11 protein-coding genes are annotated in these 26,737 nt (G+C 59.5%); 8 read left to right on the top strand and 3 right to left on the bottom strand.

The window, feature by feature from the left end:
• Positions 1-851 precede the first annotated feature (851 nt).
• Positions 852-6,371: a hypothetical protein gene (locus ACZ5DH_RS11290; RefSeq protein ID WP_464254371.1), complete on the bottom strand. Its 5,520-nt coding sequence runs from the start codon at positions 6,369-6,371 to the stop codon at positions 852-854.
• Between the two features lie 1,422 nt (positions 6,372-7,793).
• On the opposite strand from ACZ5DH_RS11290, the gene ACZ5DH_RS11285 reads away from it, so the two are divergent.
• Positions 7,794-9,938, top strand: a complete 2,145-nt coding sequence (locus ACZ5DH_RS11285; protein ID WP_464254370.1) for a methyl-accepting chemotaxis protein — start codon at positions 7,794-7,796, stop codon at positions 9,936-9,938.
• 811 nt (positions 9,939-10,749) lie between these two features.
• Here the strand turns inward: ACZ5DH_RS11285 and traT are convergent.
• Positions 10,750-11,421 carry a complement resistance protein TraT gene (gene traT, locus ACZ5DH_RS11280; RefSeq protein ID WP_464254369.1) on the bottom strand — a complete coding sequence of 224 codons (672 nt, stop codon included), beginning with the start codon at positions 11,419-11,421 and terminating at the stop codon, positions 10,750-10,752.
• Between the two features lie 568 nt (positions 11,422-11,989).
• Positions 11,990-12,703 carry a hypothetical protein gene (locus ACZ5DH_RS11275; protein ID WP_464254368.1) on the bottom strand — a complete coding sequence of 238 codons (714 nt, stop codon included), beginning with the start codon at positions 12,701-12,703 and terminating at the stop codon, positions 11,990-11,992.
• 320 nt (positions 12,704-13,023) lie between these two features.
• On the opposite strand from ACZ5DH_RS11275, the gene topA reads away from it, so the two are divergent.
• The 7 genes from topA (at position 13,024) to ACZ5DH_RS11240 (ending at position 26,730) form a co-directional block, all read left to right on the top strand.
• Complete coding sequence (topA, locus tag ACZ5DH_RS11270; RefSeq protein WP_464254367.1) at positions 13,024-15,270, top strand: type I DNA topoisomerase; 2,247 nt, start codon at positions 13,024-13,026, stop codon at positions 15,268-15,270.
• Complete coding sequence (locus ACZ5DH_RS11265) at positions 15,257-16,408, top strand: XdhC family protein (RefSeq protein WP_464254366.1); 1,152 nt, start codon at positions 15,257-15,259, stop codon at positions 16,406-16,408. The genes topA and ACZ5DH_RS11265 overlap by 14 nt, the downstream gene beginning before the upstream one ends.
• A 1,197-nt stretch (positions 16,409-17,605) precedes the next feature.
• Positions 17,606-18,721 (top strand): efflux RND transporter periplasmic adaptor subunit, encoded by a 1,116-nt coding sequence (locus tag ACZ5DH_RS11260; protein ID WP_464254365.1) that lies wholly within the window; start codon positions 17,606-17,608, stop codon positions 18,719-18,721.
• Between the two features lie 7 nt (positions 18,722-18,728).
• Complete coding sequence (locus ACZ5DH_RS11255; RefSeq protein ID WP_464254364.1) at positions 18,729-21,932, top strand: efflux RND transporter permease subunit; 3,204 nt, start codon at positions 18,729-18,731, stop codon at positions 21,930-21,932.
• Positions 21,929-23,539 (top strand): efflux transporter outer membrane subunit, encoded by a 1,611-nt coding sequence (locus ACZ5DH_RS11250; protein ID WP_464254363.1) that lies wholly within the window; start codon positions 21,929-21,931, stop codon positions 23,537-23,539. Before ACZ5DH_RS11255 ends, ACZ5DH_RS11250 begins: the two co-directional genes overlap by 4 nt.
• 702 nt (positions 23,540-24,241) lie before the next feature.
• Positions 24,242-24,910, top strand: coding sequence for a hypothetical protein (locus tag ACZ5DH_RS11245; protein ID WP_464254362.1), 669 nt, complete (start codon positions 24,242-24,244; stop codon positions 24,908-24,910).
• Between the two features lie 617 nt (positions 24,911-25,527).
• A complete protein-coding gene (locus tag ACZ5DH_RS11240; protein ID WP_464254361.1) occupies positions 25,528-26,730 on the top strand; it encodes a VgrG-related protein in 1,203 nt (400 codons plus the stop codon).
• The last annotated feature ends 7 nt before the right edge of the window (positions 26,731-26,737 follow it).

Genomic DNA, 26,737 nt, shown 5'->3' with positions numbered 1-26,737 from the left:
TAGCCGTTGCGACGAAGGAAGTTACGGATGCTTCAAGCGTTGTGACGCAGGCTTAAAGCGTTGTGACGCAGGAAACTACGCTTGAAGACAGCATGCGTAACGACACGGCTTGTCCCATGTAATCGCTGTCGCCATCCGTAGCGATGCTGTCCTGCCCCGTAAGGCGGTTCCCGCCAACGGTTCAGGCAAGCCCTGCGGGCAACGGCTGCCGCGAAACTACGCTTGAAGACAGCATGCGTAACGACACGGCTTGTCCCATACAATCGCTGTCGCCATCCGTAGCGATGCTGTCCTGCCCCGTAAGACGGTTCCGTCAACGGTTCAGGCAAGCCCTGCGGGCGCGTTAGCCGTTGCAGCGTCAGCGGCTTACGGATAACGACAGCGACTCTTTGAGTAAGATTTTTGCGTAACTCATTGCCGTCTTTATCCGTAGCTTCCTGCATCGCAACGGCTGAAGCCTGCGTCACAACGGCTAAAGCAACGGCTGCCGCAAAGACAGCATTGGTTAATTGAGCGGACAGCCTACTGATGGCTGTCGCTATCCGTAAGCGGTAAAGCCCCGCTAACGGCTACCGCAAATCGCATTTTTCGGCTGAATGAAAACTTTGAAATGTGAAGCATTTCAAAATTAATCTGCTCTGGAGCCTGTTAAGTTAAAGATTGTTCTGCGGCCGTGTGAGCAGACGTCCGCCGCGAAGACATAAGCGCAGCTGTATCCTTTGCCCTGGGGGCCAATGGATGCAGCTGCGCTTATTTGCGATGCAAGCAGTAACGGTTTTAAGGGGGGCGTGGGGGAGGGACCCTTTTGCAAAAGAGGCCTCCTCCACAAAACAGTTCAAAGTGAACCTGCCCTAACAGCTTGCCATTTCTCTTGCGGCGTTGTCCGTGTTTTCCTGGCAGGAGTCCATCACGCTGGAGGCGTTGCTGATTTCGTCTGTTACGGTGATCGTGCTCTCTGCAACCGCGGCAGGAGAATCGTGGGCAGCGGACCCGGCAAGGTGGCTCTGAACAAGAACCGCGTTCATGCTGGTCAGGGGCACGTCATGCAGGGCGGTTACTTCGGGGCCGGTTTCATCCTGTTCAGCAGCCTGCACGGTGGTGGCCACAAACAGGCTGTCGAAGTTTTCATTGGCGCAGGCCAGCGTGATGGAGGCATGAAGCCCGGCAAGAGCGCCACTGTCGGCAGCCTCATTGCCGGGATGGCCGCTGTGCAGGGTGTCATCCCCCCCTTCAAGGGGCATGTCGGCCGAGGCGTCTGCGGGCATGTCGGCGGCATGGCCGCTCAGGGAGGCGAAAAGCGGTTGAATCTGCTCGTCCGCTTCTGCGCTGAAGTGCGCCGGTACTGTGGCGTCATGCTCAAGAGCGTCCGCTCCGGGAGTGCCCGCCGCAAGGGTGTCAGCCCCTATAGCGCTCGCATGTCCCGCAGGGTCACTGTGCGCGTTGAAGGCGGCATGCTGGCCGCCGTCCGTCACGGAGTCCTGCCCGTCATGAGCGGGCGGCAGCGAATCCTGCACGTCGTCGTGTCCTGCGGCATGCTGCGCGCCCTGCGTATGGTGCTCCACACCGGTGTCGTCGGCCATTGCGGACAAGGGCGCGCTGAAGGAACCGGCGGGGGCGTGCAACTGGTCGACAAGCTCCGGCGGCTGAATGGCAACGCCCTCAGCGTGCAAGTCCCACAGAATGTCGTTGAATTCCGCCAGAAAATCCGGGGGCAGGGTTGAGACGTCCAGTCCGTCAAAGGTGATGCCTGTCATGCCGTTTGCAATGAAATCGTCAGAGCCGATGTCGTTGAGCCAGTCCCCATAGTGGCTGACAAAGCTTTCGGCATCGGGCGCCTGAAGTATGAGCGTGTAGGTTCCGGCGCTGGCGCCGATGCCCTCGGTCTTGACGTTGAGGCTGCCCTGCTCAACCGCGCCGTTGAGGGTGAGGGTGTTGTCGCCACGGCTCAGGTTGATCTCATTGCCGCTGCCCTTGATGTCACCGTTGATGGTCACGCTGTCGTTGCCCGCACCGGTGGTGATAATGTTTTGACCGCCGTTTTCGGCCTGCATGGCGATGCCCTGGCCGTTGTTGGCATTCAGGGTGATGCTGTCGCCCAGGCCGCCCGCCTTGGAGCTGCCAGTGATGTAGTTTACGGAGTTGCCGCCATCGGCCCACATGGCAATAGCCTTTTCGGCACTGTCCGCTGTGGCGGTAATGGTGACGGTCACCGGGCCGCTGCCGGGCTGTATGAGATTGATGCCGCCGTCTGTGGCAGCCATGCCATAACTGTTGCTGCTGCCGTTGGCGGTAACGTCCACCTCGCCGCCGATGGCCTTGATGGTATTGATGCCGCCGTTGGCGGCCGTCATGCCATAGGCGCTGTCGCCGCTGCCGGTAATGCTCACATCGCCGCCGTTGGTGGTGATGACATTCTGGCTCCTGTTATCGGCAAGCATGCCGTAGCCAATGGCGGATACGCCCAGCTCGCCACCGGCAACATGCACATTGCCGTCTTGAGTCTTGATGGCATTGCCGCCAGCGCCGGAGCCACGCATGCCGTAGCCCGTGCCGCTGCCGCCGGCGGTAACGGTTACATTGCCGGAGGCGTAGGTGGTGATACTGTTAGAGCCGGACTCGGTGGCCATGCCCTGGCTGCTGTTGCTGCCGTTGGCGGTAACAGTCACATCGCTGCCTGCGGTGATAATGTCGTTGAGCCCGGATTTCGTGGCATACATGCCGAAGCCGTTGTCGAAGCCGCTGCCGGCGGTAATGTCCACCTTGCCGCTGTCAGTCGTGATGGTGTTGTGTCCGGAAGTCTCGGTAAACATGCCGTAGTGGCTGCTGGTAAGGGTCACATCACCGGTTTCTGTGCTGATGATAGTGTCGGCGTAGGTGATGGCAGACATGGCTGAGGCGGTATTTCTGGCGCTGCCGATGGCGGTAACGCTTACATCGCCACTGCCGGTTTTGATGGTATTGTTGGCGTGGTCTGAGCTGCTTACGCCAATGGCCGCGCCGGTGGCATCCTTTCCGTCGACAGTAACATTCACGTTGCCGCCTGCATTGATGGTGCTTTGGGCATAACCACCGGCGTACACGCCTGAGCTGCTGCCGCTGGCGGTAACATTCACGTTGCCGCCTGCATTGATGGTATTGCTGCCTGAACTGATCGCAGCCATGCCGGCGCTGTCGGTGTTGCTATCGCCCATAATAGTCACATCGCCGCCAGCGTTGATGGTATTGCTGCCCGAAAACGAGGCAAACATGCCGTAGGAGAGTTGTGATCCGCTGCCGCTGATGGTCACATTGCCGTTATCAGCGTTGATGGTGTTGCTGCCGCCACTCTCGGCACTCATGCCTTTGCCGCCGCCGGTTGCACTGTGGCCGGAGACGTTCACATCGCCATTTTCAGCGTTGATGACATTGGTGGCGAATAAATTCGCGTTCATGCCGGAGGCGGCGTAGCCTCCGCTGGCATCAACGTTCACGTCGCCGTCCTTTGTGGTGATGGTGTTGGTGCCGTAAGAAGTTGCGTATATGGCGTCGTTTGCGGCGTATCCTTTGGCGGTAACGGTTATGTTGCCGCCTTCGGAGGTGATGGTGTTGCTGCTGCCGGCGTCCGTGGCGCTCATGGCCTGGGCGGTGGAGTAGGCGCCGGCGTTCAGGGTCACATCGCCGTTTTCTGTGGCGATGCTGTTGCTGCCGGAGCTGGTTGCATTCATGGCGTAGTTGCTGCTGGTAACAGCCACATTGCCGCCCTCGACGGTAATGGTATTCTTGCCGGAATCGGTTGCGTTCATGCCGTAGCCGAGTATGTCTCCGCTGGCATTAACATTCACATCGCCGTTAGCTTTGATGGTATTTACGCCGCTGGCGGCATACATGCCCTGGCTGACGCCCCCGCCAGTGGCGCTCAGGGTCACATTGCCATTGCCGGCGTCTATGCTGTTGTCTCCCGAGGTAGCTGCCATGCCGATGGCGATGTCCTTGCTGGTGTTGCCGGAGTTATGGGCGCTGACGTTTACAGTGCCCTCAATAATGCCGATGCTGTTACTGCCCCTATCGGCAGACATGCCAAGGGCGGATTTGCCGGTGCTGCTGGCGGCAACATTCACAGTGCCACTTCCGGTAATGAGATTGTATCCAGTATCGTTAGCCTGCATGGCGTGGGCGCTGTACCCGCCGGTTGCAGGATTGCTGGCAGCGCTGATATTGGCAGTTCCACCTTCCAGGTGCAGAATGTTGCCAGCATTGTTGTTGCCGTCGCTGACTGCGTACATGGCGTAGGCATCGCCGTTGGCGGCAGTGCTGGTCACCGTGATGTCATGGCCGGTGATTTTATTGTTCCCCGCAAAAGCTTTAGATTGATCGTAGCCGGTGTACATGCCCCAGGCAGTGCCGGTACCCTGATTGTCAGCGCGCACCGTTACTTGTGTGTCTGCGGTAATCTGGTTGAGCGCAGCATAGCTGTACAGCCCGTATGTGTCGCCTGCCTGAAGGGTTTGGGCCGTAATGGAAACCTCGTTGCCCACAATGGAGTTGAAGGGGTTGCCGTAGTCGACGCTGTCGCCATGCACGGCAGTGGCGTTGCCCTGTCCCTGGGCCTGGATGTCCACCCGGCCGGAAGCATTGGCTATAATTGCGTGCGTGTTATCGGTGTAAAACCCGATAGCAGTGTCGCCCTCAGCGCGCACTGTCATGTCGCCATCCAGAGCGGTCAGCTTTGTGAGGTAGTTGGATTCTACGGCTCTGGCTTCGGCGTTTCCCTGCGTTGATGCCTCAATTGTCAGGTTCTTGCCCGCAATAACAGTGGTGTTGCCGTAGTCCCGGATGCCCGTGGCACTATCGGATGTGGAATTTGCCGTAAGGGTGACGTCGCCGATGCTTTCCACATGGGTGGTGTTGCCGCTGCCGTTGTCAATGCCAATGGCGCTGCCGCCACCGCCCGATGCCGTGATGGTTATGTCGGCTCCGGCTTTCAGGCTGTTGGTCGCCTTGCCGTTCGGATCGTCTGTGATGAGCCCCGTGGCTCCGCCTGAAGACGCCTGGGCGGTGATGTCAATATTCTGGTTGGCGCTGATGGTGTTGGTGGCGTTCGCACCCGCGAGCATGCCGTAGGCCCCGTCTCCGGCGGCCCGCGCCTTGATGGAAACATTCCCGCCGTCAATGATCGTCGTGGCGGTGGTGTTTTGGTCGGCACTGCTGGTATGCACGCCATAGGCCGCACCCGTGGCGCCGGTGGTCTGTGCGTTGATGTTTATGGAGCTTGCATCGCCGCCGCGAACAGAAGAGGAGGCTGGGCCGCTTTCGTCGGTGGACAGCCCGTACGCGCTCCCGGCGTCATTATGGGCCGTGATATTGACCTCACCCTTTGCGGAGGCCGTGATGTCAATATTTGAATCCAGCATGCCGATATTGTTGGCGCTGCCGGGGGTGGACTGGTCTATGTCCGCCTGATTGTAGTTCGTGCCGCCAAGGGTGATTGTGTCGTTGCTCACAGTTTTGGAGTCAGTGGCATACCATTCGGCCTTGAGGTCGCCGCCGATCTGGGCGCGAGCTTCTTCGTCCGCGGCGTCATAGCTTTGGCCCGCGGGGCCGCCGTTGACCAGCAACGGCATTTTATATTCCACGCCGTCAACGGAAATGAGCAGCGTGTCCGACGCCAGCGTGCCGTCGTTCAACGCGGCAAGCCCGGCGGCGGTAAGTTCCACGGTTATTCTGCCGTCGGGGGCAACGCCCGTGATGGCAAAATATGTGTTGTCGCCTTCAAATTCCAGATTGGTGATCTTGCTGGCGTCATTAACAATGTTTCCGTCCTCGTCCACGGCAAAGAAATTGAAAGTGTTGGCGCTTGTGTCGGAGACAATGAGCCGTGTGTGGTAGGGGGAATGCGTGTCCTGCCCGTTGTTGCCGCCGCCGTCGGGGCCGCCACCGGTAGCCGAAGGGGCGCGCGCCATGTCGGGGCCGTCCATAAGTAGAGGACCATCGGAAAAAGCCGCGTTTTCAGTGCGGTAGTCAAGACTGTCGAGATGCTCAAGGCCTGAGGCAAGGGCGGAATCGCCGTGCTCCGCATAGTGAGAAGAGCGTTCCACAGCGGTCGGGCCAGCCGCAGGGCTGAGGTCCGGGCCAAGAGTGCTGAAAAATTCCGCGCCAGAAACAATTTTGCCCGCTACTTCAAATTCAGGAATATTATCAGCATGATAGCTGGTATAAAAATCATCTATACGAATGACGGCGCCATCTTCAAAGGTAAACACCAGTGAATCCCCATCGCGCGACAGGGTAACGTCGCTGGTCGAGAACCCAAGAGCGAACATGGCGTTCTGGTCGGATGCAATAACTATGGTTTCCTGCCCCTGGGCAGGACGTGAAAGAATGACAGTAGGCATGGAGCCTCCATAATGAGCTTTGATCTATTGATATTGCGGCAACGCTCTGTGAGCATTCCGAAAGGCTGGAAGGAGAGATCGGCAAGCGTGTCGCTTACTTCTCTGAGGGGGAACCCCTCTGACTCTGGTGAAGAGTACACTGTTGGGAAGCATGTGGGTGAATCAGTGGATGTGTGATTCACGATCTGGGTAGAACCCATCGCTTATTTGATAATGCCCGTCATTAAGTGTGTCAACGGCGGCGCGCCTATAACGAGACTTCTTGTATCGTGTGGATTTTATTCGAAGTGCATTCAGATAATATTTTGACATAATTGATCTTTATTTTATAATGGCCGGGTTCACATATAAAGGATCAAAAATTAATATCTGTTTATAGATTTTTCAGAACCCGCCCAAAACACATAGATTTTTACTCAGTTTTATGCCGGGCTGATTTTTTTATGGGTTTCGCGCACTGACAAAGCTGTTTTCGTTGTATTTTTTTTCTTGTGGGACTTTTTTTATTTCAGCTGGTTATCGGTATGACGGGCGGAAGGCCGTTTGCGGATCCAAGAGATGTTTTTGAATGTAACCTACAAAAAATATTGTTTTTATGAGAAAAGATGAGGAAAATGTGCGTTGATAAAAAATATCACAGACGGCACTGCACGGATGCGCAACCGCCATTCGCCATCACGGCCCCCGCGTACTGTTGCGCCTCGCCGCAATGTGCGGCGGCGCGGTCGCACCCAGCCGGAGCGAAGCGCTTTCTTACGGTCTTTGACGCGCCCCCTGTATGCAACGCGAAAAATTTACTCATGGTATTCCTTAGCCCTGAATGGTTGGCGTCGGCGCGTAAGGGCGCGGATAAACAACGTATGCTCCTTGGCGCGGGGCGTCTCTTCCCGCAACAGCTTGAGCATTTCACTGTAAAAAGGCTCTCAGACCCTGCACGCCCGCTAAAGCTGGTCAAAAAAAATACCGAAAAGCCTGATAAGGCCGTTGGCGTTGCTTGTGCTGCCGACGACTCCCAAAAGCAGTCCGACCGGCGTTGCTGCGCGCCACAACATGGCGTGGATTCAGCCGCAAATCGCATTTTCGGCTGAATGAAGACTTTGAAATGTGAAGCATTTCAAAGTTAATCTGCTCTATTGTTCCGACATCTGGCGGAGCGTCCCCCTGTGGGGGCGTAGGCGCAGGATGCTTGCAGCTGACAGAGAACTTTGAGAATATCCGTACTCAACGTCTGGAATTGTCCGCGTCGCGCATGCCCGCGTGGAAGCACGGCGCAATGCCTTCTCGGTGAGGCTGATCCCGCAGTCGTCAGGGCCGTTTCAGGCTGAAACCGTCCTGAGGACCAAGAGAGCGCTTTGTCAGTCCTGGCAGGATGTATTGGCAAAGCTGACGTGCTCTGGTGTCCCGTTAACCAATGGAGCCTTTATGTTCGCCTGGTATCGATCCTTGCGCATGACTCCCAAGATTGTGATTCCCGTGGCCCTCGCCCTTGTGGTGTGTCTGGGGCTGCTGACATGGCAGATTCAGGCGCGCAGCAGTGTGGCCATTGAGGCCGCCGCCCGCCGCGAGTTGGCCGCTCTCGGCGCGTCTGAAGGAAACGCCATGGCCCGGTTCCTGAATATGGCGGTTGATGAGGCATCGGCCCTGGCCGGTGCTCTGGGGCAGAGCGTAGCCCGGAACGAGGCTCCCACCCGTCAGGGCGTAATAGCCATGATCAGCGGCATGCTTATGGGCAATGCCGACTTTTTCGGCGTGGGCATCATCTGGGAGCCGGGCGCGTTCGACAACCGCGATATGCTGTATGCGGGCGCGCCGGGCAGTGACGCCAAGGGGCGTTTCATGCCCTACCTCTCACGCGGGGCCGAACTTGTGGACCTGGGCGAGCAGGTGGATCAGCCCTATTATGCCATTCCCCGGCAAACCCGGCAGACCTATGTTTCCGACCCCATCCCCTTCAAGGTCAATGGCGAGGACGTGCTCATGTCCACGGTGGCCAGTCCCATACTGCACGACAAGGACCTGCTCGGTGCGGTGCTGGTGGATGTTTCCCTCGCCCGGTTGCAGCAGATTGTCGCGGCCATCCGTCTGTACGACAGCGGTTACGCCTCGCTCGTCAGCGAAAAGGGCGATATTCTGGCGCATCGTGATGGCTCCCTGATCGGCAAAAACATCTTTGATATGGGCGTTGTCAGGCAAAAAGAGGCGGCCGCCAAGGCGTTTGCCGCCGGAAAAAACTATGCTGAGGATGTCAGCGGCGCGCAGGGCGTACTGCTGCACTATTTTTATCCCGTTGATTTCAGGGGCGGCAAGCAGCACTGGTATCTTGCCGTAACCGTGCCGCAACACGAGGTGCTGGCGCAGGCCAGGGACATCAGCCGCATTACGGTCATTATTTCGGCCATAACCCTGCTGGTGTTGCTTGGCATAAGTTATTTCGTCATTCGCGGCGCGCTGCGCCCGGTCAACTATCTGGCGGAGACTGCCGGAGTCATTGCCGGGGGCAAGCTGGACCAGCGTATCGACGACAGCGGCTTTGGCGGTGAAATGAAGGAACTCGCCACGGCGCTGAAAAAAATGATCGCCGCGTTGCTGGACGGCATCAGCAGGGCAGAAACCCTGACTGAAGCGGCCCGCGAAGAGTCGGAAAAGGCGCACCGGGCCATGCTGGAGGCAGAGGAAGCCCGCAAGGCTGCGGAAAGCGCCCGCCGGGAAGGCATGCTGGCAGCGGCAGAGCAGCTTGAAGCGGTGGTATCGGTGGTTTCGTCAGCCTCCACGGAGCTTTCGGCCCAGATCGAGCAGTCGGACAGGAGCGCGGCGGAGTCTGCACAGCGGCTCGCCGAAGCGGCCACGGCCATGAACCAGATGAACGCCACGGTGCAGGAAGTTGCCCGCAACGCCAGCCAGGCGTCCGAAGCGTCGACGGAAACCAAGCGAAGGGCACTGGCGGGCGCGAGCATAGTGGAGAAGTCGTTACAGAGCATACGGCAGGTGCGTGAGGTCTCTGAAGCGCTGCGCCGCGACATGACGCTTCTGAACACACACGCCCAGGACATCAGCCGGATCATGAGCGTAATTTCCGACATAGCCGACCAGACCAACCTTCTGGCGCTCAATGCGGCCATTGAGGCAGCCAGGGCAGGGGATGCGGGACGTGGATTTGCCGTGGTTGCCGATGAGGTGCGCAAACTGGCGGAAAAAACCATGGCGTCCACCACCGATGTGGGCAATGCCATCAAGGCCATTCAGGGGAGCACCACAAAAAGCATGGCCAGCGTGGACGAGGCAGTGCGGCAGGTGGAACAGGCCACGGACTATGCCGGGCAGTCAGGTCAGGCTCTGGGCGAGATAGTGGGCACGGTGGAATCCACGGCGGATCAGGTAAACGCCATTGCCACGGCCAGCGAGGAGCAGTCTGCCGCCAGCGAGCAGATCAATCAGACCATAGTGCATATCAACACCGTATCACGGCAGACCGCCGAAGCCATGGGCGAGGCCGCCAGGGCCGTGGCTGATCTGGCGGCGCAGGCCCAGACTCTGGACAGCCTGGTCGATACTATGAAGCGCGGCTGACGTGGCGTAAGTCCTGCCGCCCGTCCGCTTCAGCCCCGTCCCCGCGGCGCGCGGCAAGACTGAAACCGGCCGGATTTTCCTGAAACAGCATCAGGAAAATCCGGCCGGTCGATTTTGGCCTCAAGCCATGTTGCGCAACAGGCTCTGTGGGCGCTGCCGGTCGCGGCGGCGGGCGCGACGCCAGAGGCGCTACACACAAAGACAGTAAAAATTTTAGAGCATTTCAACTTTGAAAAAGTGTAAATGCTCCAACGCTGCACGAAAGTGCAGCGCGCCACAACGTGGCGTGGATTCAGCCGAGCTTTAGCCGTTGCGACGAAGGAAGCTACGGATGCTTCAAGCGTTGTGACGCAGGAAACTACGCTTGAAGACAGCATGCGTAACGACACGGTTTGTCCCTTACAATCGCTGTCGCCATCCGTAGCGATGCTGTCCTGCCCCGTAAGACGGTTCCGTCAACGGTTCAGGCAAGCCCTGCGGGCAACGGCTGCCGCAAAGACAGCATTGGTTATCCGTAAGCGGCAAAGACCCGCTAACAGCTACCGCAAATCGCATTTTTCGGCTGAATGAACACTTTGAAATGTGAAACATTTCGAAGTTAATCTGCTCTAGGGGGAGGGGTGTGGGGGAGGGACCCTTTTTTAAAAGGGTCCCTCCCCCACGAAGCTTTTCGAATCAAAAGGCGGCCGCCCTGGAGCATTTCAAGTGTTACATGCTCGCGTACGGCAGGCAAAAGCCTGCCTGCCCGCATTTCGTGACAGGGATTTTCAGGAAAATCCTTGCAGAGCAGTTAACTCATTTCATTGGTGCTCTATTGTTGCGGCCTTGCGGCTCCAGTGGGCGCGGCCTGACCTGTGGCTTGGCCTGCGGCCTTGCTGGTGGCGTGAGTGGCGGTTCCGATTTCGCGGGCCAGCGTTTCGGTAAACAGGGTGGGCGCTCCGGTGTCCATGCGTATCTGCCCCGGCAACAGCACGGCTATGCGCATCTGGCTGTTGGAAAGGGCGTTGCGGCTGGATATGTTCTTGAGTTTGGCCTTGCTTTCCCTCTGTGCGCTGGGAACACGGCGCTGCACCAGCAATACGTCGGCCATTACCGCCGTGGCGCCGGTGCCCTTGAGTGTGGATGGCGTGTCGTAGCCCGCCGCAACCGCCTGCCGCAGGTGGGTGGGTTCCGTATTTCCGGCGGACAGCACCGTGATCTGCACGATGTTTCCGGCCTCGCTGGGATTGCCCACAATGGTGAATCCGCTGCGCTGCAGCCAGGATTCGGCCTGGGCGCGCAGCCCAAAAACACGGTTGGTGTTGTCGCGCACGTTTACATAGACAGTGTCCGCAATTGTATCATCGTCCTGTGCTTCTTCCAGCTTGCCAGAACGCAGCACTTCCAGCTTGTCCGGGTCAGCGGCCTGACGCACGCAGGCTGCAAGCGGCACAAGGCTCACGCAAAGCAGCAGCGCAATAAAACTGATTTTTTTCAGCATCATAAGAAAACCTCGATCCTTGCCGCCACAAACGCGGCTGGTATTGAAGGCGAAAGCGCGGGGCATTCGCCATGCATGTCCCCAAACATGCATTTTTCGGGCCTGTGAACACGTCCGCAAAACATTTTTTCGTGGCAAGGCCGCCATCCGCAGGGGCAGTCTGCTGCAAATGCATGAAATGCGGTATGTTTTATAACGAAATATCCTGTGCCTGAGGGCAAAGATGTCTCGCTGTGTTATGGGTTGGGCGATTTTCGGAATGTCCGTACTTTCGCCATGCGGTATTTTCAGGGCTGCAAGACACGGTTTTACCGTATGGCAGCGTGAATTCTCCGGGGCGTCATTCGTCCGGCAGGGGGGTGGCCGGGAGCGTTACGGTGCAAGTAAATACAGGCAACGCCCGTTGCGGCATCCCGACAGGTTGGCCTGTCAGGTCACGAGAGCAGTTTGCGAATGAAATGAGCTAACTGCTCTGCAGGGATTTTTCTGAAATCCCTGCCACGAAATGCGGGCAGGCAGGCTTTTGCCTGCGTATGCGAGCATTTCAAGTGTTACATGCTCCATTGCTTTGTCAGGGCTTCACAGCCTTGACGATCTCGTTGCTCAGCTTGTCTTCCAGGGCAGGGAGGATGGCGTCGCGCCCCATGTTTTCACCTTCGGCGCTTACAGCCACCGAGTGCATGGTCTCTGGCTGCTTGCCCTTTTTGCCGACGCCCACCTGGGCGCGCATGCCCCACATGTTGCTTGTGCCGCCGTCAAGCATGCTGACCCCAAGGCCCAGCAGCAGGCCGCCGCCCACGCCCCAGGCCGCGCCGCGCCCCCCGCCTGCGGAGCCGCCCACAAGCGCGCCAAGCATGGCGCCCGTGCCCGCGTGCCCCAGGGTTCGTCCCGGGCTGGCTGGCGTGCTGCGCGAACCCAGCGGAGTTACGTCCTCCACCACCACGCGCAGCGTCAGGTCTGCCTCCTTGGCCGTCTCGGCGGGTACAAGCTCACGCTCGCTCTGAAGGTAGGCCGTGAGCATGGATTGAAGGTCGGCATTGAAGCTGGCGCTGCCGCCGCTTACGTCCACAAAGACGCTTTGCCCAGGTTTGGCCTTGATTGTGGGCAGCGGCTCCGGGCTGGCCTGGGCCTGGTTGGCGCGCGGGTCAGCGGGCGAGCCGGGAGGAAAGCCCGATTCTTCGGTATTGCCGCTGCTCTGGCGGGAGGAACAACCCGCCGCCGCCATGAACAGTATGGTAAGACACAGTGCCGCCGCAAGGCGGTATAGTATTGGACTTATATGCATATAGCCCTCATTTTGGCTGAAATCTTCTATAAGATTACCGCAAGTTGCACAGGGCTGTCCAGTTGGGCGTACGTTTTGTCATACGAATGGCAGGCATATGGCATCTCCCCAATAAGTAAAAGTTTTTACTGCCGTGCGGCCGTGTCGGTCACGCTTGCCGCCCCTGCACGCAGCCGGGCCGCACGCGGCCCGCAGGCACGGGCAAGCCAGCATTGTGCCGGTGATGCGCACTTGACGCCTGTGGGTTTTATCGTATCTTGCCGTTACATAAAAGGCGCGTCAGACAGTACCGGCGCAGCCGGAAAGCAGTCGAGGACAGCATGGGCAAACAGTTGATAATAGTGGAATCTCCGGCCAAAGTTAAGACCATCAAAAAGTTTCTTGGGCCGTCATACATGGTGCAGGCCAGTGTGGGCCATGTGCGCGATTTGCCCGCCAAGGCTCTCGGTGTGAATGAAGAGGACAACTTCGCGCCCCAGTATGAAGTCATAGACAACAAAAAAAATGTGGTCAGCGAACTGCGCGCCGCCGCCGCCAAGGCCGACACCGTTTACCTCGCCCCTGACCCGGACCGCGAGGGCGAGGCCATCGCGTGGCATGTGGCCGAACTCATCCGCGACAAGGCCAAGGACATCAAGCGCATCCAGTTCAACGAAATTACCGCCAAGGCTGTCAAAGAAGCGTTAGCGCACCCGCGCGACCTCAATGAAGACCTTTTTGACGCCCAGCAGGCCAGGCGCATTCTGGACAGGCTGGTGGGCTACAAGATTTCTCCCCTGCTGTGGAAGACCATCAAACGGGGCATATCCGCCGGACGGGTGCAGTCGGTGGCGCTGCGCCTCATCGCCGAGCGCGAGGAAGAGCGGGAGGTGTTCAAGCCGGAGGAATACTGGCTGTTCAAGGCGCTGCTTTCGGGCGACACGCCGCCTCCCTTCAAGGCCGATCTCGCCAAGATCAACGGCAAAAAAGCGGTCATAGCCAACGCCGAAGAGGCGCAGGCGCTGGAAGACGCCCTCAGGGGCCAGCCCTTTGTGGTCGAGAGCGTGGAGCAGAAGGAGCGCGAGCGCGCGCCGCAACCGCCCTTTATCACCTCCACCTTGCAGCAGGCGGCCAACCAGAGGCTTTCCTATACGGCCAAGCGCACGATGAATATCGCCCAGCGCCTCTATGAGGGCGTGGAGCTTGGCGACCGTGGTCTGACGGCCCTCATTACCTATATGCGTACGGATTCGACGCGCATCGCCGACGAAGCGCGCGACGCCGCCAAGGATTTTATCGCCGCGCACTTCGGCAAGGACTATCTGCCCAAGCGCGCCCGCGTGTACAAGACCAAGGGCAGCGCCCAGGACGCCCACGAAGCCGTCCGCCCCGTGGACGTGACCATCACCCCCGATGAAGTGAAGCAGCACCTGCCGCCGGACCAGTACAACCTGTACCGGCTCATCTGGTCGCGCTTTGTGGCTTCGCAGATGGCCGGGGCGCGTTTTCACGACACCACCGTCATCATTGCCTGTGCCCACAGCCAGTGGCGCGCCAAGGGCGAGCGGATGCTTTTTCCCGGTTTTCTGGCGGCCCTGCCGCGCGCCGGAGAAGATGCCGACGCTGAGCTCCCCCCCCTTGAAGCCGGGCAGACGCTCAAGCTGGACAAGCTGGACAAGGAGCAGAAGTTCACCCAGCCCCCGCCGCGTTACAGCGAGGCAAGCCTTGTGCGCGAGCTGGAAGAGCGGGGCATTGGGCGGCCATCCACCTACGCGGCCATCATTTCCACCCTTCAGGACAGAGAGTACGTCAGTCTGGTGGACAGGCACTTTGTGCCCACGGACCTTGGCCGGGTGGTCTGCGGTCAACTGACCGAACACTTTGGCAGGCTCATGGATGTGGGCTTTACCGCCCAGATGGAAGAGGGGCTCGACAAGGTGGCCGAGGGCAAGGCCCACTGGGTAGAGCTTTTGCGCGCGTTTTCCGATGATTTTAATCCCACGCTGGCGGCGGCCGCCAAAAACATGCAGAGCGTCAAGGGCGGCATTCCCGCCGATCTGCCCTGCCCGGAATGCGGCAAGCCGCTGATGATCAAATTCGGCAAGGCAGGGGCCTTTCTTGCCTGTTCCGGCTATCCTGGCTGCAATTACACCAGCAACTTTTCCCGTAACGAAGAAGGCCGGGTTGAAGCCGTGGCCGCCGAAAAGCCGCAGTATGAAAAAGTGGGGCAGTGCCCCCAGTGCGGGCGCGATCTTGTCATCAAAAAATCCCGCACAGGCAGCAGCTTTATCGCCTGCACCGGCTATCCCGAATGCAAATATGCGGCCCCGCTGTCCACGGGCGTGCCCTGCCCGCGCTGCCAGAAAGGCCAACTGGTGGAAAAAAGCACCAAGCGCGGAAAGATATTCTATTCGTGCGACCAGTATCCCCAGTGTGACTTCGCCCTGTGGGACAAGCCCGTGCCAGGCCCCTGCCCGCGCTGTAATTCGCCATACCTTGTTGAAAAAAAGAGTCGGGCCGGCACCAAGATCATGTGCCCGGTCAAGGGGTGCGGCTACGTAAAGGAGGACGGAGATGAGCAAAACTGATGCATCCGACACGGTGAGCGCTTCCGCGCCTCATGCGCCCTCCGCCCCTTCAGGGGGTATGGCCGCGCCCTGGCCGGAAACTCTGGAGGCCCGCGTGGCCCAGTTGCTTGCCGGTGGGGAAAGCGTGACGCTTTTGACGGTCATCAGCCGCACAGGCTCGGCCCCGCGTGATGCGGGCACCCGAGCGCTGTACACGCAAAACGGCCCGGAAGGCACCGTGGGCGGCGGCCTTCTGGAGGCACGTGCCTTTGAGGCTGCGGCCCAGAGCCTGTTTATGGGCAAGTCCAGTCAGGTTTCCTGCGACATGAGCGGCTTCGCCCCTGATAGCGACATGATCTGCGGCGGCGGCATGGACGTGCTGTGCGAAGTTCTGACGCCGGACAAGACCCCCCTGTTTGCGCTTGCCGCCCAGGCCCTGCGCGCGGGAGTGGGGGGCGTGTGGGTTGTGGACGTGAACCGCGAGCCGCCCCTGCGCCGCCTGTATCTCGACGGTCTGCCCGAAAACGCTGACCCGGCCGCGTATTCGGCCCTGCCGCCGGACGCCAGCCTGGACATAGCCCCGGTGCGCGCCCTGTTGACGCAGCGCAAGGGCAAGCCCGGCCTGGTCACGGCGGACGCATGCCGCATCTACGTCGAACCGCTGGCTGCGCCGCCGGTGCTGCTTCTCTGCGGCGGCGGGCATGTGTCCCTTGAGGTGGCGCGTCTGGCCCATGCCTGCGGCTTTATCGTGGATGTGGCGGACGACAGGCCGGAGTTTTCCAATCCGGAACGCTTTCCCATGGCGCGGCGCTGCCATGTGCTGCCCGCCTATGAAAATCTGGTGGAAGCCTGCGGCATCGGGCGGCACCATTATGTGGCCGTCATTACGCGCGGGCACGGATTTGACCGTGAAACCCTGGCCCAGGCCCTGACCAGCCATGCCCAGTATATCGGCATGATAGGCAGCAGGACCAAACGTGATCAGATATATGCCATTCTGCGTTCCCAGGGCGTGCCCGATGCGGAACTTGCGGCTGTGTGCTGCCCCATTGGACTGACCATTGAGGCTGAAACGCCGCAGCAGATAGCCGTGTCCATTGTGGCCGAACTGCTGGCCGTGCAGTCCGGTACGCTGAAACGCCTGCGGTTTGAAGAATAGGGCGGGCCGTGCGCGCTGAAACAATTGTGATTTGAAGAAAAGGGCGCTGGCGAGCGGGGGATGCGCACCTGAGCGATACTCCCCTTTTTCCCTGCCGGGGGCTGTGAACTGGGGCTTGCGTGTCCGGGCGGCCTTTTTCGCCGGGCATATCAGCCGCCCTGTGCCCGTCCGCACGTCCCTCCACGCCCGCGCGGTCTCTTTCTTGACATTTCCGGCGGCTCACGACACTGTGACCGTGCGGCGCATGGCGCATGACCGTATCGATCTGCCATGTTCATTGTCCTTTAGACCAGATTAACTTTGAAATATTTCACATTTCAAAGTTTGCATTCAGCCGAAAAATGTGATTTTCAACTGAATCCACGCCACGTTGTGGCGCGTTGCACTTTCGTGCAGCGTTAGAGCATTTACACTTTTTCAAAGTTAAAATGCTCTAAGAGCAGTGAATAGTGCATTGCCTGCGACGCGCAAGATGCCCAAGGCGTCAGCAGCGGCAGCCATGCATCTGTTTTTTCAGGATTCCCGGAACAGCAATGAAGCGCCGTCCGTCGCAGTCGCAGCCCTTGGGCGGCAAAAGGCAGAGGGTATGGCCCGCCATGCTTTGCCCGCCGTGTTTTGTCTATGGTGCTCCGCCGCTGTCGGGCACGCCCGGTTCAACGATCCCCCCCGGTATCTCCGCTTGAAACGCATGGCCGGTTTTAGGCACTGCGGCGCGCAGAAACAGCGTTTGTCGTTGCGCAACGAAGCCCGCCCGAAAAAAGGTTCGCCCGCTTCCCGCGACACAAGAGGGCGAAAAAAGAAAAAGCTTCACGAAAGGCCTGTTGCAAAAAGGCTCTGAAAGCCATGCTTCAGCGAAGGGTGTTGCTCAAGCGTGCCTCTAAATGATATACGTTTTCGAATAGAGAGCCGGTGATGTCAGGTGTCGGCAGGAGAGGCGGCGGACACATCGGGGCAAGCGTTGCGACAAAAAGGAAATAAATTTTTACCAATAAAAACAGCATGTTATGTAAAATTAATACGTTGCCGTAACATGCTGTAATAACATGCACTTTTTGAGTTCATTGTGGCGCTCTTGTATGCGGCTGTCTTGATTGCTTTTTTGGGTGAACTGTGTTTTCACAACAATGTTTCTGCCCGAGTTTAACACGGCGGGCGGTTTTTAGTGTGCGGCAGTACACGTTCTTTATGGAGTAGTTCATGATCACAAGACCGCTATTCTATCTTCCTGTCATACTCAGCCTTTGTCTTGCGCTGGTTGCCTGCAACGGCGACAAGGACGGCCAGCACGGCGCCATGCGTCTGCCTGTCGCCGTTTTTGACGTTGTGACCAAGGATGAACCTTGGCCGGCGGAGTATCAGGCCCAGGCGTCCGGCTCGCGCGCTGTTGAAGTGCGCGCTCGCGTGGAGGCCATTATTGAAAAACGTCTGTATGAAGAAGGCGACTACGTGCAGCAGGGGCAGCTGCTTTTCCAGCTGGAGCGTGACCGCTATGAAGCGCTCATGCAGCAGGCCCAGGCCCAGTTCACCAACGCCGAGCGCGAATGGCGGCGGGTGCGCCCCCTGTATGAAAAAAACGCGGTGTCGCAGAAAGAGCGTGACAATGCCCTGGCCGCCTATGAGACTGCCAAGGCTTCTTTGCGTCAGGCCAAGATCAACCTGGACTACTGCCAGGTGACGGCCCCTGTCTCCGGCTACAGCAGCAAGGAAAACTTCACGCCCGGCAACCTGGTGGGCAACAATTCGCTGCTCACCTACGTGAACCAGACTGACCCGATGTACATCGACTTTTCCATTGCCGCCCCCGAGCATATGCTCCGTCAGAACATGGCTGCGCAGGGGCGGCTTGTGCCGCCTGCCGACGGCCGGTACAAGGCGCGTCTGCGCCTGCTGGACGGCAGCATGTTCAAGGGCACGGGCGAGGTGACCTTTATCGACAGCCAGGTGCAGCCCACAACCGGCGTCATCAAGGCGCGCGCCGTCTTTGACAACGCCGACCACAGCATCATGCCAGGACAATACGTGCGCCTGTATATGGACGGCGACATTCTCAAGGACGCCGTGCTCGTCCCGCAAAAGTGCGTGCTGCTTACCCAGAAGGGTTCGCTGGTCATGGGCGTGGACAAGGACGACAAGGTGTATCCCATTCCTGTGGTCGTCGGCGTGTCCGTCGGCAACAGGTATCTTGTGCTTGAAGGGCTCAAGGGCGGCGAACGCATTATCAGCGAAGGCATGATCAAGGCCCGCCCCGGCTCTCAAGTGAGCATAATGCCTTCAGGGGGCCAGCAGCCTCAGGAAGGCGCGGCCAAGAAGTAGGTTAAATATGGCTGTTTCCACAAAGCCGAATTTCTTTTTACGCAGACCCATTCTCTCTGCGGTCATATCCATCGTCATCACCCTGGTGGGCGCTCTGGCCATGCGGGCGCTGCCCATCGCGCAGTACCCCGACCTTGTGCCCCCCACGGTCAACGTCAGCGTGACTTACCCCGGCGCCTCGGCTGAAACCATTGCCTCCACCGTGCTGGCCCCTCTGGAAGTGAACATCAACGGCGTGGAAAACATGCTGTACATGACTTCCACGGCGGCCTCCGGTTCGGGGTCGGGCAGCATCAACGTATACTTCGCGCTGGGGTCCAACCCGGATATGGCCCTTGTCAACGTCAACAACAAGGTCAACCTGGCGCAGACGATCCTGCCTGAAGCGGTGCGCCGTCAGGGCGTCAGCGTGCTCAAGCGTTCACCGGCCATGCTGCTGGTGTTCTCGTATTTTTCGCCCGATGGCCGTTATGATCAGGTCTACATCAACAACTGGGCCCAGATTAACGTGGTGGACGCCCTCAAGCGCGTTACAGGCGTTGGCGACGTTACCATTTTCGGCAGCATGGATTATGCCATGCGCATCTGGCTGCAACCCGACAAGCTGGCCAAGTATGGCGTGTCGGTCAATGAAGTGGCCGCGGCCATTCAGGAGCAGAACTCCCAGTACGCCCCGGGACGTCTTGGCGAAATGCCTTCGCCTGACAGCACGGAGCTTACCTGGCAGATCGACGCTCAGGGCCGTCTGGTCACGCCGGAAGAATTCGGCGAGATCATCGTGCGCCGTGGCCCGGACAGCGCCATGCTGCGTCTCAAGGATGTGGCGCGCGTAGAGCTGGGCGGCAAGGACTACAGCGTTACCTCCCGCTATAACGGCATGGTGGCGCGCATGGGTGCGGTCTACCTGCTGCCCGGCGCCAACGCCATCGCCACAGGCGACCTCGTGCTGGACAAGCTGGCCGAAATCGGCGCCACCATGCCCGACGGCCTTGATTATACCATTCTTGTGAACACCAACGACTTCGTGCTCGAGTCCATCCACGAAGTTGTCTCCACCCTGGTGGAGGCCATGATTCTGGTGTTCATCGTGGTGTACGTCTTTCTGCAAAGCTGGCGCGCCACCATCATTCCCTGCGTGGCCGTTCCCGTATCCATTATCGGCACGTTCGCGGGTCTGTACGCTTTCGGCTATACCATCAATACCCTGACGCTCTTCGCCATGGTGCTTTCCATCGGCATCGTGGTGGACGACGCCATCGTTGTGCTGGAAAACGTGGAACGCATCATGACCTCGGAGCATCTGCCGCCCAAGGAAGCCACGGCCAAGGCCATGAACGAGGTCACGGCCCCCATTGTGGCCATTGTGCTCGTGCTTTGCGCCGTGTTTATTCCTGTGTCCTTCATGGGTGGTCTTGCAGGGCAGATGTACAAGCAGTTCGCCATCACCATCTCGGTGTCGGTGGTGCTGTCGGGCGTGGTGGCGCTGACGCTCACCCCGGCCCTCTGCGCCTTGCTGCTCAAGCCGCACAGCCACGATTACAAACTCCCCAGGGGCTTTGTATGGTTCAACAACTTCTTTGACGGCGTGACCAACGGCTATGTGCACATAGTCGACTTCCTCAAGGCATCGAGCATGCGCGCGCTGCCGCTGTTCGCGCTCATGATTCTTCTGTGCGTGTGGCTGTTCAGGGTGGTTCCCGGCGGCCTCGTGCCCAACGAAGACCAGGGCTATATCCTTGGCATGGCCATTCTGGATGACGGCGCTTCGCAGCACCGCACCACGGCGGTCAACAAGGTTCTGACCGACTTTATGCGAAAAAATCCCGCCGTACAGAGCCTGGGCACCCTGTCGGGGCTGGACATCACGTCCATCTCCGTCAAGAGCAACTACGGTACCTTTTTTGCCCTGCTGAAACCGTGGGGCGAGCGTAAAAAAGCCGACATGTCTTCTGACGCCGTGCTGCAAACCGTTGGCGCCGTCACCGTCATGCAGCCCGAAGCAGTGGTTATGGGCTTTGCGCCCCCGCCCATCAGCGGCATGAGCACCACGGGCGGCTTTGAAGGCTACATACAGATGCGCGGCACAGGCTCCCTGCAGGACCTGGAAAACCAGACCAACCAGCTGGTGCAGGAAGTCATGGGCGTTGGCCCCGACGGCAAGCGCAAGTATCCGGCCATCGGCATGCTGCGTAACCTGTTCTCCACCGGATCGCCCCAGTTGTACGCCAACCTGGACCGCGAACGCTGCAAGGATATGGGAATCAGCATCAGTGACGTGTTCACGGCCATGGGCGGCACCTTCGGCGGCGCCTATGTGAACGACTTCAACTATATGGGTCGTACCTTCCAGGTGCGTCTGCAGTCCGAGGCGGAGTATCGTCTGCTGCCCGAAGATCTGGGCAATGTGTATGTGCCCAACAACAAGGGCGAGATGATCCCCCTGACTGCGGTCATGACCCTTGAACGGCGCACCGCCCCCCAGGTGGTGGAACGCTATAACGTCTTTCCGGCGGCCCACATCATGGGCGCGCCCGCGCCGGGCTTCTCATCGGGTCAGGCTCTTGATCAGATGGAAGCCGCCGCCAAGGCCATACTGCCCACCGAGTACAACCTCGGCTGGGTGGGTTCGGCGCTTCAGGAAAAACTGGCCAGCACAGACACCACAACCATCTTCATTCTGGCTCTGGTCATGGTCTTTCTGATCCTGGCCGCCCAGTATGAATCGTGGTCGCTGCCCCTTTCGGTGCTCACGGCCGTGCCCTTTGGCGTGTTCGGCGCGCTGCTGGCCACCTGGGGACGCGGCCTTTCCAACGACGTGTACTTCCAGGTAGCCTTGGTCACACTGGTGGGTCTGGCGGCCAAGAACGCCATCCTGATCGTGGAATTCGCGGTTGAGGCATGGCGTGGCGGCCGCAGTCTTGATTCGGCGGCATCCTTTGCCTCCCGCCTGCGTTTCAGGCCCATCGTCATGACCTCGCTGGCCTTTATTCTGGGCTGCGTGCCCCTGGCCATCAGCACCGGCGCCGGCGCCAACAGCCGTCACGCCCTGGGTACGGCGGTCATCGGCGGCATGCTGGCGGCCACGTGCCTGGCCACGCTCTTTGTGCCTTACTTCTTCAAGACAATTATGCAGATATCCCTGAAGCTCCAGGGCAAGAAGGATCCGAACGCCGGTAAGGACGGTTCCGGCAACGAACAGGAGGATCTATGAGTTCCATCAGTACTGCCGGACGCATGAACCCGGCCGGGGCCATTGTCGCCCTGCTGGCCGTGCTTACGCTTTCGGCCTGCTCATTCGCGCCGCGTTATGAACGCCCCGAAATGGACATGCCGAGCCAGTGGCAAAAGGTTGATGCGGGGGCGGCCCCACTGAACACCGACTGGTGGACCCGTTTCAATGATCCCGTGCTCACCGCCATGGTGGACGAGGCGCTGAAAAATAACCAGGATCTGGCCGAATCTCTCGCCAAGATTGATTCCGCCGCATCACAGGTTGGCATAGCCACCGCCGATCTGCTGCCCTCTGTGAGCGGTTCGGCCGGATCCGTGGCCGCAGGCGCTTCTGAAAAGACGCCCAACACCATGCCGTTCAGCCAGAGCGGCCTTAACCGCACCACGACCACCAATCAGGCTGCGCTCAACGCCTCCTGGGAGCTGGACCTCTGGGGCAAATACCGCAACAACTACACCATGCTCAGTGACGTGCTCATGAGTACGGTCATCGGGCACGAGGCTCTGCGCCTTTCGGTTGCGGGGCAGACCGCCCAGGGCTATTTTGCCCTGCTGGCGCTGGACATGCAGCTTGATACGGCCCGCCGCACCCTCAAGACCCGCGAAGATGCGTTCAGCATCTACACGAGCCGCTACAAGCAGGGGGACATCACCGAGCTTGACTGGCAGCGCGCCAGGGCCGAGGTGGAAACCGCCCGCGCCCAGGTGCACACCAGCACCGTGGCTGTGGATAAGGCCGAAGCCGGTCTGGCGGTTCTGCTGGGCCGTTCGCCCCGCGACATTATGGAACGCGGCATGCCGCGCGGTCAGGCCATTGGCATGCTGCCTTCGCCTCCCGTGTTGCCCGAAGGTCTGCCGTCTGACCTGCTGCAACGCAGGCCTGACGTGCGCGCCTCCGAATTCACCATGATGGCTTACAATGCCAATATCGGCGTTGCCCGCGCCCAGTTCTTTCCCTCCATCTCGCTGACGGGCATGCTGGGCACGGTCAGTTCGGCCGTGGGCAGTCTTTTCACTGGCCCCGCCGGAGCGTGGAGCTATGGCGTCACCGGTTCGATGCCCCTGCTGGACTTTGGCCGGACCTGGTATAACGTCAAAGACGCGGAAGCCCGCAAAAATGCCTCCATTGCCGTGTACCGCAAAACGGTGCAGAAGGCGTTTGAAGACATGCGCACAGCCCTGACTGCTCAGCGTGAGGCTGACGCCATTGTGCGCAGCATGCAGATTCAGGTGGAAAGCCTGCGGCGCGCCACCACCATCGCGCGTCTGCAGTACGATAACGGCTATACAGACTATCTGACCGTGCTGGATGCCGAACGGCAGCTTTTCGCCGCCGAACTGCAACTGGCTGCGGCTCTGCGTGACCGCCTGAACAGCGTGGTCAGCGTGTGCATGGCCCTTGGCGGCGGCTGGAACGATCCCGGCGCAAGCCCCAGCTTCCCCGTGGTCAGCACCGAAAAACTGCTTGATCAGGAAACCAGCACAGGATCACTGGGCAAGGCTCCGGCTTCCGGCAAGCCCGCCCCGCAACCTGTCAAGGCCCAGCCTGCGGCGCAGGATCAGTCCAAGGGCGGCGTAAGCCTCTAGCCGCGCTTCCTTCAAGATCATCAGGCCCCCTGACTGTCGTCAGGGGGCCTTTTTTATGTAGTGTCCCGCCTGTAAAAAAGGGAGGGCAGGGCAGGGTTGGAGCAATGTATGTTGGCTGCAATACTGTGTGGGGGAGGGACCCTTTTGCAAAAGGGTCCCTCCCCCACGCCCCCACCCCCTAAAACCTTTATTATGCTTTGTTATATTATAAAGAGGCTTCTGAAATGAAACGGGAGTTTCAGAAGCAGGTTTTTAAAACATCACGCCATTCAGGGGTTATCAGCACTAGAGCAGATTAACTTTGAAAATATACATTTTCAAAGTTTGAGGCACGCTCACTTCGGCGTTTAACAGCGCAAATAAATTGCGGTGCTGTCTTCATCCGTAAGCCCTGCGGGCAACGGCTGAAGCTGCGCTTACGCCTCCGTGGCGGGCGTCTGCTCCCGCATCCGCCAGAGCAATTTCATTATGAAATTGCTCTAACAGCAAGGACAAGCGGCCGCACACCTCTTCGCACGTGCGCCCGCTGCCGCACCGGCGGGCCGTTTCAGGGTGCAATGGCTCCAAACTCCGACGCATGCGGAAAATTTGGAATTCCGGAATATGGATGCGGCACAGTGGGCGCACCTTTGCCAGCCGGGGCGTCGTGGGCGGTTCTTGGCAAGAACTTTACAACCTTGAGCGACTATCGTATGAGCAATTATGGACAAGACAGTGTGCACCGTTCTTCTTCTCTTTTTCGTGCTGGTGGCGGCCCCCGTGCCGTCCTCTCGCGCTGCCGGCACCATTGTGCAGGGGCAAAACGCCCAGGCGGCGGACAAGGCGAAAAAGGAAACGCCAGTCGTGGGAAAAATCCAGAAAGCTCCCGCGGCCTCTTCTGTCAGGCAGATCCCGGTGAAAAAGCAGAAAAATTCTCTGCACGCGCGGGAGTGGACCTTCAGTGAGGGCAGCAGCCGTGACGCATGGCAGCTCCAGGGTATGCCCGCCAGCAATCTGCAGGGACGTGCCGTTGGCAGCCCTGTGCCGAAAGATATTGCCCCCGGTCAGGTGGTGAACACCTCCAAGGGCATCGACAGCGCCCTGAGCCAGGCGGAAAAGAGCAAAAAAAAGGGAGCCCTCGCCCTGAGCGTGGACGACGAGAGTTCCCCCTGGCGTGAATCGGTCACAAGCAGCGTGTCGCCTGACGAGAACCTGAGTATGGAAAGCCGCCACGTGGTGCGCGCCTATGCCGACACCGAAGTGAACGAGGACATGAATATCGGCCTTGGCCCGGAGCTCATACTCAGAAACGAACACCGCGAACGCCCTTCCAACAACAAACAGCCCGATTCCGTACTGGGCATGGGCATGCAGTTCAAGCTGGATTTTTAATCCGTGCTTGAAGCTGCCGCATCAAGGCAGGCTGCGTTTACCCGCGCCCTTTTTCGGCTTTGCGGCATGTGTTGCTGCGCCCAGCCAGGGCGGCTTGTCCCCCGTGGTCCCCGCATGCTGCCCCGTGGTTTCTCACGTTGCCTCGCGCGGGTTCACGCCGTGCTCCCGTGCTCTCCCTATCCCCGCGTGCGGTTCAGGGCAAAAAGCGTTTCAGCACTGTGTCGACATTCTGGCGCAATCCCGTCCAAACCCTTGCCGTAGCCAACTCCGCCATGCTGCCCCCTGCGCCAACCCCAAGCCAACTCGCTGCAATGTCATATCTTTAATGCCTTGGCATTGTCCTTGCTTCCCCTCGTACGGGGCGGCAGTTCGGCCGCCGTGCGCAGATGCGGAACGAAACGGTTCTGGCGACTACACGAGTGGGCGTTGGCATCAAAGCCGCAGGCACGGCTTTGATGCCGCTTTTAAAAAATGACCGATTTTTTTGCTGGCCGCAAACCGGAGATCGGAACAGACGATATTGCTGATTACTGACGCTGTTACGCGACGATGCGGGCGTTCTGCGACTTTGAAAAATGTAAATTCTCAAAGTCGGATGCTCCAGGAGGAATGATTATATGGCGCTTTCAAATTTTCTTATCCGTCCACCCACCGAGGCACAGCAGGGCCAGCAGGCCGGACAGCGTCGTTCTGCGCCCGCTGCCGCCACGGGTGGGTCCAGTTTTGCCGCTGTCATGCAGGGGCAGGCGCGTCAGGCAGAAGACAGCGCGAAATCGCAGCAGGCCGCGCAGAATCAGAGCGCACAGGCGCCTGCCGGGGCAGGCATGCCCGTCAATCTTGCAGGCGGCCAGATAGGCGGCCAAGTAGGTGGTCAGACGCCAGGGCGAAACAGCATGGTGCTGGCCGGGCGCAGCCCCAGCGACCTTATGCGCGCTCAGGTGTTCAACAAGGCACAGACGGATATGCGTGAGACGCAGGCAATTGAGGGCCTCATGCAAAGTGTGGGCGGCGGCGGCTCCACCCTGGATCTGGCCCGCAGCATGGGCACGGCCCGCCATCTGCGCTCCATGACAAGCGCTCTGGGCGACAAGATGAGCGGTTTCAACGTCTCTGATTTTGTGCATTCCCGCCCCCAGGGGCAGGGCAAAGCGCGTCAGGCGCGACGTAAAGCCAGTGCGGAAGACCTTGAAATGGGCAAGCTTTCGGCCCAGTTTGAGTCTGGCCGCGACGGCATTGCCGCCGTGGGCTATGACCGCAACGGCGGAACCTCATACGGCAAGTATCAGGTGTCTTCGCGCGCGGGCAGCCTCGGTGATTTTCTTGATTTTCTGGACAGCGAAGCGCCGGAGCTTTCCAAAAGGCTGCGCTCGGCCGGCCCCGGCAATACGGGCAGCCGCAAGGGAGCCATGCCCGATGTCTGGCGCGCCATTGCCAATGAACAGCCCGAGCGCTTTGAGGAACTTCAGGAGGCCTTCGTGCGTGAAAGCCACTACAAGCCCGCGGTAGATGCCATAGCCCAGCGCACCTCGCTTGATGCGGACAAGCTCTCCACCGCCATGCGCGAGGTCATCTGGAGCACGGCCGTGCAGCACGGGCCCACGGGGGCGGCACGCATTTTCGCCAGGGCGGACGACATGAGCGGCAGCCCCAACGATCCCGGATATGAGCGCAGGCTCATTACCAACGTGTACAAGGTGCGCGCCGGTCAGTTCGGTTCTTCCACCAGCGAGGTGCAGGCTGCGGTGCAGAACCGCTTCCGCCAGGAGCGCACCCTGGCGCTCAATCTTCTGGATGACGGGCACAGTTCCAATCTGGCCTGATACACCC

Source organism: Desulfovibrio simplex (assembly GCF_055387835.1).
Note: the sequence above shows the minus strand (reverse complement) of the source record. Positions and strands in the feature narration are given on the sequence as shown.

Coding starts and splice junctions, on each gene's coding strand:
- ACZ5DH_RS11255 (WP_464254364.1), top strand. CDS start 18,729: ATGGCTGTTTCCACAAAGCCGAATTTCTTTTTACGCAGACCCATTCTC.
- ACZ5DH_RS11250 (WP_464254363.1), top strand. CDS start 21,929: ATGAGTTCCATCAGTACTGCCGGACGCATGAACCCGGCCGGGGCCATT.
- ACZ5DH_RS11240 (WP_464254361.1), top strand. CDS start 25,528: ATGGCGCTTTCAAATTTTCTTATCCGTCCACCCACCGAGGCACAGCAG.
- traT (WP_464254369.1), bottom strand. CDS start 11,421: ATGATGCTGAAAAAAATCAGTTTTATTGCGCTGCTGCTTTGCGTGAGC.
- ACZ5DH_RS11285 (WP_464254370.1), top strand. CDS start 7,794: ATGTTCGCCTGGTATCGATCCTTGCGCATGACTCCCAAGATTGTGATT.
- ACZ5DH_RS11265 (WP_464254366.1), top strand. CDS start 15,257: ATGAGCAAAACTGATGCATCCGACACGGTGAGCGCTTCCGCGCCTCAT.
- topA (WP_464254367.1), top strand. CDS start 13,024: ATGGGCAAACAGTTGATAATAGTGGAATCTCCGGCCAAAGTTAAGACC.
- ACZ5DH_RS11245 (WP_464254362.1), top strand. CDS start 24,242: ATGGACAAGACAGTGTGCACCGTTCTTCTTCTCTTTTTCGTGCTGGTG.
- ACZ5DH_RS11260 (WP_464254365.1), top strand. CDS start 17,606: ATGATCACAAGACCGCTATTCTATCTTCCTGTCATACTCAGCCTTTGT.
- ACZ5DH_RS11275 (WP_464254368.1), bottom strand. CDS start 12,703: ATGCATATAAGTCCAATACTATACCGCCTTGCGGCGGCACTGTGTCTT.
- ACZ5DH_RS11290 (WP_464254371.1), bottom strand. CDS start 6,371: ATGCCTACTGTCATTCTTTCACGTCCTGCCCAGGGGCAGGAAACCATA.